This is a genomic window from Paenibacillus sp. 01L418 (assembly GCF_056400045.1).
On record NZ_JBFTSN010000032.1, the window covers coordinates 25,163 to 34,567 of the forward strand.

Below are 9,405 nucleotides of genomic sequence, written 5' to 3' on the forward strand. Positions count from 1 at the left end.
CTGTTAGCGTAATATTTAGTTCTTTATCCAATCATTGAAATGATCTGCTACAAATCGAATCTCGCTCTCATAGTGAGCCAAGTGTCCCTCATCAACCATTTTTTTAAAGGCAAGATTCCCTTCGGCAGCGCCATTTCTCAACGTATCGCACATTGTAGTCAATCGTTGAATAATCCACTGACACAGTTCATTGGGGACGGGAGTTCCATACGATTCAAAAAACAAATGAATTCGTTTACGGCGCTCCGTAGCGTGTATATCCGATTGGTACTTCACCGTTTTTCCCGAAGAATGGTCAGGCTCGAAGCTCGCAAGTGGAACCGATGTATAGAGGGAATAAGCAATGTCCCACAAACGTGGACCTGGACCAGCCATATCGAAATCAATCAGCCCCACAGGAATCCCCTTTTGAAAGACCACATTGTACAATGCAGCGTCATTATGGCATATCACTTCGTGCTCACGTTCATTGACATAACTAAGCTGCCATTTGCTCTTCGTCATGAGAGTTGATCCTGCAGTCGCATCATGAAACTGGCGTAAAAGACGCGCTAAACCTACAAGCGTTTCATCCGACCACATGTAAGGCTCAAGCTCAGGGTACTCATTCCCTGGAACTTCCCCTGAAATGAATGTTAGTATTTCACGATCAGAATCGTCGATTCCGAGAAAACTTGGTGCTCCCTCAAAGCCTTGCTTCTCTAGATGTTTAAGAAGCTCATGAACACACGGGCTCCAATAACCTGTGGGACGGAGAACAGTATTTTCCCYACGGACAATGTGATTAACATTTCCGCCTTTTAACACTTCTTCCTGAGTCACTATGCCTCACCTACTTATTTCTATGATATTTCTCTTTAATCCTAGTTCACCAAACCAGCTATAGAAATTTTTGGCACATATATCATATTCGTGACTTAAAACCCTGAACCCTTTTCGTGAACGTGAGTTGTGGTAGGGATGGTTGCTCCATGGTAGTCACTACGAAATAAGATAGTTAGCGTTTAAAAGGAGTATGAACGATCAAAAGTGGAACAAACCAGTCAGGGGAGAAACCTCGCTTGGCATCGAATTTGGATCCACACGAATTAAGGCTGTACTGATTGATTACAATTTTGAAACAATCGCTTCCAGCAGCTATGAGTGGGAAAATCAATTGATTGACTGTTATTGGACCTGCCATCTCAATGAAATGATTAATGGGTTGCAAGAAACCTATCACCAATTACAGCAAGAGGTTGAGAATACTTATGACGTAACACTGCAAAAAATCGTATTTTGGCGCATGGCGGATTGTTCAAAACGCCGCTAGTCGGTCAAAAAATATGTGCCGCAGCACTGAATGTTCCTGTTTCGGTTATGTCTACGGCTGGTGAGGGCGGCCCATGGGGGATGGCAATTTTGGCATCCTATATGGTTAATAAGGAGCAGCACGAGTGCTTGGCTGATTTCCTTGCCAATAAAGTGTTCCATCATGCAGAAGGACAAGAGGTTTATCCTGACAGCGCAGATGTGAATGGCTTTGCCTTGTTTATGGAGCGTTACACGGAAGGGCTGGCAATTGAGCAGGCAGCGATAAATCATTTGGTGGAAAATTGGAAAAAATGAGAAATGAGAAGCGTGTACCGATTTCACACGTATTGCGTATTATGCGCCGATCTGCAGGTTTAGCATGGATTCTTCAACCTATGCACTCATTGGGTACCTGAACGGCGAATCGCCGTATAGCCAAGCATATATAAGAGGTTGCCCACGATGGGCAACCTCCTTTTAATAGAAAAAAATCCGATAGAAATAGACATACAATTCAAAATTCTAAATATAGTTACTTCTGTTAATTGATGATATATTCATTGCGAGAGCTCTCTGCAAAGGTACATACCCATTTCGGCCGGAACGGGTAAGACGAACCTTAATAGGAGGAATGAATAATGAAGAAGTTATTTTCACTTGTTATGGTCATCGGTTTGCTGCTCGGGATCGCTTCCCAAGCGAGTGCGGCCAATGGGGTCTATGTGTTTAACCCGTATCCGAATAGCTACGGCGCGGTTCCGGATTATATCGGTATTACGAAGCCGACTGGAGGTTACCAGTACGAGTTCCGAATACAGGAGATAAACAACGGATCAAGGACCTACTATTCGGGTTTGCTCAACGTGCCGACCAGCGGATACGACATTCATCATACGTTAACAAATAGTACAAAGCTCGTGCTGGCAGGCGGAACTTACAATATTGATGCATCGGTTTATGACCGTTGGGGGACTCTCATCGGCAGGGATATCGTCAAGGTTAATTTTCTATAATTACGTAAGGGATGTAATCCCCCCGCAATCGCGATTTCTCGCAGACTGGCCCTTATTCGTTCGGGGCCAGTCTTTTCCCTTCCCTCACATCTCTGCTCCCCTGTCATTCCTACATGACAATTACCATGTTCGAAACCCATGCAATCCCGAATTGATATTTTCCCATCAAGATCATGTTTCATCGTTGAATTCGGACTCATTCACTTTAGCCATATTCTTGTAATCATTTCAATCAGAGGGTTGTAATTTAAAGCAACTTAATCAGCTCTTCTAGCTCATCAACCAATACTTTTGCAAGTTCAAAATTAGTATCTTTTAAAGCCAATTCTATTTTCATTTCAACTGATTTTTTATTTTGTTCAGCTTCTAGATAGCCTTTATCAAAATGACTAGCATAAATCATCTGTCTAAATTCTGGCATACTCATTTTTCTAATCGACATATCGTCAATGATTAAAACATAATCCATACCATTTACAACAGTATAGAAATCGTGAGAAATCATGAGAATCGCGCCTTTATAGTCTTCAATGGCTTTCTCCAGTGCGATTTGTGTATAGGTGTCTAAATGGCTTGTCGGTTCATCAAGAAGCAATACGTTTGCTTTACTGGCTGAAACTTTAGCTAATTGAAGCAAGTTTTTTTCTCCACCAGATAAAGCTTCTATCTTTTGATTAACGATTTCTCCTTCAAAACCATAGTTTGAAAGATACGATCTAACCTCATCATACGTTTTAAACCCAGCATCGATGAATTCTTCTAGTATGGTATTAGAATCCTTTAGCATTTCGCCTTGAATCTGACTTAAATAAGCCACTTTAACATCAGCATTTATTTCAATTGATTCATCATTATTTTTAAAGATATCTCGGAGTAAAGTCGTTTTCCCGGTACCGTTCGCACCAATAATGGCTACTTTATCTGTCGATTTTATCTCAAAGTTAACATTGTCTAAAAGCAACTCATCAAAGGCAACACTATAATGATTAACATTTACAACAATGGTGTCTTCCATTTCATTATCAATACCAAAACTAATATTCGGTTGCTTAATATCAACAAATGGCATTTTAATTCTACGCGTTTCCAATCTTTCTTGAAACCTAACTCTAGCTTTTAACGCTTTCCCTCTAGATGCATGTGAATTATACGTTGCGATAACTCTAAGATTAACGATTGTTTTATCGTTTCTCTTAATTTCTTCATCATCAGCGATTGCGAGTTCTTGCAACTCAACTTTAGTCTGAAGTAATGAGAAGTTATAATCAATATATCGCCCATCAAACTCTTGGATTTCCGTGTTTTCAAGGTGTATAATTTTGTTGAAACAATGATTCAATAGATATCGGTTGTGCGTAACAACTAGCAGTATTCCCTTGTGAGAATTAATAAGATTTTTAAGCGCATTTAGGTTTTCAAAGTCWAAAAATACATCTGGTTCGTCCATAATCATTAAGTCTGGACTATTAAGCATTTCCTTCATCACTTGAATAAGTTTGAATTCTCCACCACTCAGGTCAGATACCCTAATATCTTTTAGCTTCATGAGGTTTGCTTGATTTAGTTTCTTATTAATGTTGCTTTCAAAATCATCCCCACCGATTGCATCAAATGCGTCTAAAGCTAATTGATACTGTTCTAATAACGAATCAATATCCGATGATGTTTCCATTTCAGTACAAATAGATGTTATTTCATTTTGTATCTTAATAAATTTTTCCCCTATATATTCAAAAACTGTTGTTTCTTTCGTTTTGTCTAGTTGTGAGAATTGACTTACATGACCAATTTTACAAGTCGGGTCTATTTCTAACTTGCCCTCGAAAATATATCTTTCTGGATCCATCAGTATATCTATCAATGTACTTTTCCCACTGCCACTTGTTCCTATAAAAGCGCAATGTTGTGCCTCTTCTAACGTAAATGAAATGTTATTATATAGTTCTTTTTGCGGAAATGAGAAGGATAAGTTATCAACTTTTATCATAGTATTACCTTTCTTATAACTAAAATAGTGACTATTATTAGATTTATTGCAAAACATAGATTTTGAGTTTACCTTTGTTAGAGTAACACTGTTTACAATCAACTACAATTGATTTGTATTCCCATCCCTTGAGGGTCAAAGTTCCATGTTGTACAATCAAAACTTGCCGTTACTTATGATACGGTTCAGCTTAACGGACCTATCGGCGAACATTACTAAAGAAGCAGCCAAGGATGCTCCTCTTTAAATCACTTATTTATCACTTAGACTAGCTTTATCCCCGCTATTCAACCTGTTATATACATGAAAAGTTACCTTTGTCCCTATACCTAACGTACTTTTGATATGAAGTCCTGTTCCGAAGTGCCGTTTTAATCGCTGATCCGTATTTATCAATCCGACACCTGAACAACTATTTACTTTTCTTTCTAATATTCGTTGCAATTGAACTTCGTCCATTCCAACCCCATCGTCTTCAACGGTTATCTCTACATGCGTCTCATAGACAGAAGTCCGAATAAAAACCTTTCCCCCACGAATGCGCTTCATAACACCATGTATTATCGCATTTTCAACGAGAGGCTGGATCGTAATAAATGGGACTTTTATTTCCTCGCAGCCATCTATCTCCCAAATAACCTGTAACCTTTCTTCAAACCGAACCTTTTCAATATATAGATAAGAACGCACCAGACTTAGCTCCTCTTCGATCGGAACAAGCCCATCCATATTTTGAAATTTAAATTTATTCCTCAGATAATTGCTGAACTCATTGAGCAAATTGCGCATCTTATCCAAATTAATATCGCTTAGAGCTGTTACAGCATTCAACGCATTAAATAAAAAATGAGGCTGGATTTGCGCTTGCAGCCATGCAGCTTCTAATCGCAGTTGTTCCCGAACAGAATGTTTAATCGTAGTTAGCGCCTCGATTCGCGATTTTATTTCTATTGCTTCCACTGGCTTCGTCACATAATCGTTAGCCCCCGCAATAAAACCGCTCTGAATGTCTTTCGGTTGGCTTCTTGCGGTAAGGAGCAATACAGGGAGCTCCGTGAGTGTAAACCGCTCGCGGATCAAACGCGTCAGCTCATAACCGGACATCTGTGGCATCATGATATCGGAGATGACCAGATCCCATTCCTTTGTATCCAGTAAAGCCAACGCTTCTTTACCGCTCGTTGCCATCGTTACCTCATATTCGTCTGGCGGTAGTATGGATTCAAGCACTTGAAGATTGATAGGATCATCATCAACAATTAATAGGTGCGGACGATCGTGATCCATTTTTAATAAAGTTGGTTGTTTCGCAGCTTCCGGAATTCCCACTTTGTCCAAATCGACCGAGGAGGCAATTTCTTGAATCGCCATAGATTGTAATGTATACGGTTTGAATGAGTTGGATACATCATTTTCTTCTTCCGCTTTCAAGTCTGCTAGCTTTAATGAAAACGTAAATGTTGAGCCTTCTCCTAAAGCAGAGGACACATCTAACGCACCTCCATGAAGCTCAACCAGTTGCTTGCTTATACTTAAACCTAACCCAAAGCCACCTTCAATCATGGTCTCACTCGCGCTCGCTTGCTCGTATGGGCGGAATAGGCGCTTAAGCATGTCCTCGTCCATTCCGATTCCCGTATCGGTAATAACGATATAAGCTCGTCCATCCTTTGCAAAAGCTTGAATCGAAACAACCCCATCATTCGTATATTTCACAGCATTATGAAGTAAATTGAACACGATTTGGATCACCCTATTCTCATCCGCAATTACTGGAGGGAAATCTTCCGAAATTTGATTTGCAATTTGGACAGACTTTACTTCTGTATTAAATTGCAGCATATTCATTACTCCGGTCACGATTGACTGGATAAATACGGCTCTTTTCTGAAGACGCGGATTGCCTTCCCGTAAACTCATCACATCAATCAAATCGTTCAATATCAATGTCAACCGACGTCCTACGGATAATACCGTTTCAAGCTCCTTAATGCTCCGTTCCTGCAATAAATGCTGTTCCCTTTTTAAAACGGATTGTGACATGTTAAGCATGCTATGCAGCGGATTTTTAAATTCATGCGATGTGTTTGCCAGAAATTGATCCTTATGGTCATTCATTCTTTGCAAGGTTGCAGCAAGCTCTTTGGTGTTCGAATGCATGATAAAGTATCCCTTAAACCATTCAGAGGCTAAACAACCCATCGCAATAATCATATCGAACGGATAGTAGACAAGACTCAAACTGCTATCTATCAAGATAAACGACCAAAGAGAATGGTTCATCAACGCAAGTAAAGAGAAAAGCAGTAAAAGATTGCTCTTTAAACCTGTGATTACTTTTTTAAACATTGTAATCAACGTGATAACTGCAGCAATACCAATTAATAGATAATAAACCGGAAAGAGCATAATCACTTGAGATGGATCTAAAAACAAAGTGATGCCGACAGTCCCTAGATTCATTACTTTATAGACAGGGTACATCCTACGCCAATAAGGAAGCTCGCGATGATTCGTACACTGGAGCAAAGCATAGGCTGCCATAATGAGAGCAATGTTCGTTATCCGAAAATCCCAAACACTTCCAATATAAAATAACTGGTGGAACAACTTCTCATCAACACTAAATACACTCGTGATCGTTACACATATTGCAAGCAAACTGAAATAAAGCAGCTTCATTTCCTTATTTCCTAGTAAATACAAAATAAGTGCATAGACTGCATGCATAATGAATATAATCGCTGCCAAAAGCTGCATAGAAACGGAAGCTTTCATCTCTTTGGCAATGGCTTCTTCTGAACCAAATTTAATGGATCGGACAATGCCCCCGCTTCGACCATCCACATAATTTGCCGCCTGAATGACGAGTTCGATTACACCGTTTTCGTCTGCTGTAAAGGTTGTAGAATAAGGTAGGTCCTTCGAAATATAATCATCCTTTGTTGTCGCCACCTGTCCGGATTTAGTAAGCAATCGACCGTTTACATATAATTCTGATGCAGTGCGTACGCTGGGTACACGAATACTGTAATTAAGGTTCTTTGCCGGGTCTACATAAAGACGCAATCGATAAGAACCATACCCGTATGGAGATGGCTTGTCAGCATGCAAAGCTTCACTCCATCCTCCCGGTACCTGAATATGCATTGGCGCATTATCACCTAACAATTGTTTCCGACTACCCTCTATTAACCATTGCGAGGGATAGAACTCCCATTCCCCATCAAGTAAGAGAATACTACCATCTTCTGCATTCCAATTGCGCAAATCGAATTGCCCATTATAAATTGACGCCTGTTTGGAATTATGAAACGTTCCCATCCATAAAATGCGCAAACCGGTTAAAACAACTAATATCAACACTAGCAATAATATAATATAGCTCTTTTTCATTTGATATTTGGATGAGTGAGTTTCCAAGAAGTATTCTCCCCTAGTCATTTTCTTTTAAGACATTTAGTAAAGACCTTTCCATAACTTACCACAGTTAACATAGCAGAGAAACGGACGAGAGAGAGGTCTTTATGTCTATTATATAGCAATACCTACTTGGATAATTTTAGTTATTCAATTCGGATAAAAAAAAGAATGAACAAAGCATGTCATTCGACGATATTGATATTTCGCAGGCTGTTTTCGCCCTATTTGTGATACGGTTCACCGCAATTAATATTCAAATCTAAATGTTGAATTTTTGTTGAATTTCCCTTAACAACTTTCATTTGTTGATTCAATGTAACTCTTTGGTCGAGTATTTCAAAAAATTGTAATACTGCATAAATGAAGACAATCTACACGATGTAAATACTTTTTGAAGTTGGTAATTGACTTCGTGTTGACCTTCGAACCATTAAAAATACACCACCAAGGTATACAATCAACATAGTGATGTTCCTCATTCAGGAGATGAATAACGGATCTAGGACCTACTATTCGGGCATGCTCAACGTGCCGTCCAGCGGATACGACATTCATCATACGTTAACAAACAATACGAAGCTCGTGCTGGCAGGCGGAACTTACAATATTACCGCATTGGTTTATGACAATTGGGGGACTCTTATCGGCAGGGATGTAATCAAGGTTACTTTCCTATAATTACGTAAGTACTTTCAAGGCAGCTGTCAGTTCGGCGTTATTGACTTGAGGTTGAATTCGGATATATACAAAAAGCCGCCATGACCCTCGGGCTACATGGCGGCTTATTTGTCGTTAAGTTACTGTTATACCTTCCTTGGGTTTGCTTCGTCCCCCACCGCAAAAGGATTCCCCTCCACAGAACTCCAATCACTCCAGCTGTCAACTGTTGTATGAAAATGGTTTCAAGGAGAGAACGTTGGGCATGTACAGACAACGAGATTCTCCCAACGACGCAGCTTAGCATCGTCTGTCGCCACGGCAGCTTTCGATTCTGTTATGACCTGTCAGTTGGTCCTCATTTCACCTTTAGCAAATTCATAATCATTGTGATTGCTTCTGCTCTCGTAGCAGTTGCACTAGGCGCAAACACGTTATTTCCAATGCCCGCAACAATTCCCTCTTCTCTAACTGCTAGAATAGCTGGCTTTGCCCATGCCGGAATATCCTTATCATCTACAAAACCTGTAGAATCTACGGTTGCCAGTCTGGCTCCATATGCCCGAGCAATCATTACCGCCAGTTCCGAACGTGTGATGTTAGYGGTTGGACGGAATGTTCCATCGTTATAGCCGGCCACGATCCCTGCAGCTACAGACTGAGCTACCGCATGTTGTGCCCAAGCACCAATCTTGTCGTTATCACTAAAGTTGAGCGCTACGCCGCCTCCTGTCGATTTGAGGGCGTTCATTAACATGACTGTAAATTCAGCACGTGTAATCGCCCCATTCGGTTTGAATGTTTGATCTGAATAACCAGTTACGATCCCTTGGCGTGCAGCTTGCTGGATTCGCTCTTCGGCCCAGTGTCCAGCGATATCGGAAAACTTCAACTCATCAGTTGGAGTAACTGGAGGCATTGGCGATGGCGTTGATGTTGGTGATGATGTTGATATTGGTGTTGATGTTGGTGTTGGTGTTGGTGTTGGTGTTGGTGTTGGTGTTGGTGTTGGTGTTGGTGTTGGTGTTGGTG

The 9,405-nt window shown here is 40.4% G+C and carries 7 protein-coding genes and 1 pseudogene; 4 read left to right on the plus strand and 4 right to left on the minus strand.

Annotation, left to right across the window (positions count from 1 at the left end):
• Positions 1 to 15 precede the first annotated feature (15 nt).
• The gene (locus tag AC1DSE_RS07210) at positions 16 to 822 is read right to left on the minus strand and encodes an aminoglycoside phosphotransferase family protein (protein ID WP_477527535.1); all 807 of its coding nucleotides are present in this window, start codon (positions 820 to 822) and stop codon (positions 16 to 18) included.
• Positions 823 to 1,015: 193 nt separating this feature from the next.
• On the opposite strand from AC1DSE_RS07210, the gene AC1DSE_RS07215 reads away from it, so the two are divergent.
• The 3 genes and pseudogenes from AC1DSE_RS07215 to AC1DSE_RS07225 all read left to right on the plus strand — a co-directional run bounded on the left by AC1DSE_RS07215 (position 1,016) and on the right by AC1DSE_RS07225 (position 2,306).
• A complete protein-coding gene (locus AC1DSE_RS07215) occupies positions 1,016 to 1,312 on the plus strand; it encodes a hypothetical protein (protein WP_477510166.1) in 297 nt (98 codons plus the stop codon).
• Positions 1,258 to 1,608 (plus strand): annotated as a pseudogene (locus tag AC1DSE_RS07220) (FGGY-family carbohydrate kinase); the annotation flags it as partial. The gene AC1DSE_RS07215 and the pseudogene AC1DSE_RS07220, both read left to right, overlap by 55 nt.
• A gap of 323 nt (positions 1,609 to 1,931) precedes the next feature.
• On the plus strand, positions 1,932 to 2,306 hold the full coding sequence (locus AC1DSE_RS07225; RefSeq protein ID WP_477510165.1) for a hypothetical protein: 375 nt from the start codon (positions 1,932 to 1,934) through the stop codon (positions 2,304 to 2,306).
• A gap of 247 nt (positions 2,307 to 2,553) precedes the next feature.
• Here AC1DSE_RS07225 and AC1DSE_RS07230 read toward each other — a convergent pair whose 3' ends face one another.
• Both AC1DSE_RS07230 and AC1DSE_RS07235 read right to left on the minus strand, forming a co-directional pair.
• Positions 2,554 to 4,293, minus strand: a complete 1,740-nt coding sequence (locus tag AC1DSE_RS07230; RefSeq protein WP_477527536.1) for an ABC-F family ATP-binding cassette domain-containing protein — start codon at positions 4,291 to 4,293, stop codon at positions 2,554 to 2,556.
• A gap of 252 nt (positions 4,294 to 4,545) precedes the next feature.
• Positions 4,546 to 7,689, minus strand: a complete 3,144-nt coding sequence (locus tag AC1DSE_RS07235) for a hybrid sensor histidine kinase/response regulator (protein ID WP_477510229.1) — start codon at positions 7,687 to 7,689, stop codon at positions 4,546 to 4,548.
• 546 nt (positions 7,690 to 8,235) lie between these two features.
• Between AC1DSE_RS07235 and AC1DSE_RS07240 the strand changes: the two genes are divergently transcribed.
• Entirely contained in the window at positions 8,236 to 8,394 is a 159-nt protein-coding gene (locus AC1DSE_RS07240) for a hypothetical protein (protein WP_441877967.1), read from the plus strand.
• A gap of 337 nt (positions 8,395 to 8,731) precedes the next feature.
• Here the strand turns inward: AC1DSE_RS07240 and AC1DSE_RS07245 are convergent.
• Positions 8,732 to 9,405 (minus strand): S-layer homology domain-containing protein (locus tag AC1DSE_RS07245; RefSeq protein WP_477527537.1); only part of this gene is annotated, 674 nt, incomplete at its 5' end.